This is a genomic window from Staphylococcus sp. 231237_7MaSpsaltlick, from assembly GCF_043107035.1.
This window is the reverse complement of the sequence record NZ_JBICNX010000474.1, coordinates 1-255: the sequence shown is the minus strand read 5'-3', so window position 1 is coordinate 255 and position 255 is coordinate 1. Positions and strand designations below refer to the sequence as shown.

General features: G+C 37.6%; 1 protein-coding gene. It reads right to left on the bottom strand.

Annotated elements, in window-relative coordinates:
- Nucleotides 1-255 (bottom strand): GA-like domain-containing protein (locus tag ACF91D_RS32405; protein WP_392438811.1); only part of this gene is annotated, 255 nt, incomplete at both ends.

The window sequence follows — 255 nt, the reverse complement described above, 5'->3', positions numbered from 1 at the left end:
AGACAGTTGGTCTGTGTCTAACACGCCATTACTATCTCTATCATTTACTTTTGGTGCTGTTACTGAGTCAATTTGATCTAGGCGTGTTTGTAGTGCATCTTTGCCTGTTACACCATCTGGTACATTGATTAATTTCGTCAAAGCTTCTACTTTAGCTGTTTCTAACGTTTCGATGAGTTGTTCTAATTCGGCTTTTTCTTCTGGATTTACTAATCCATCAGATGTGATTTCAGACAACTTATTATCTGCAGCTTG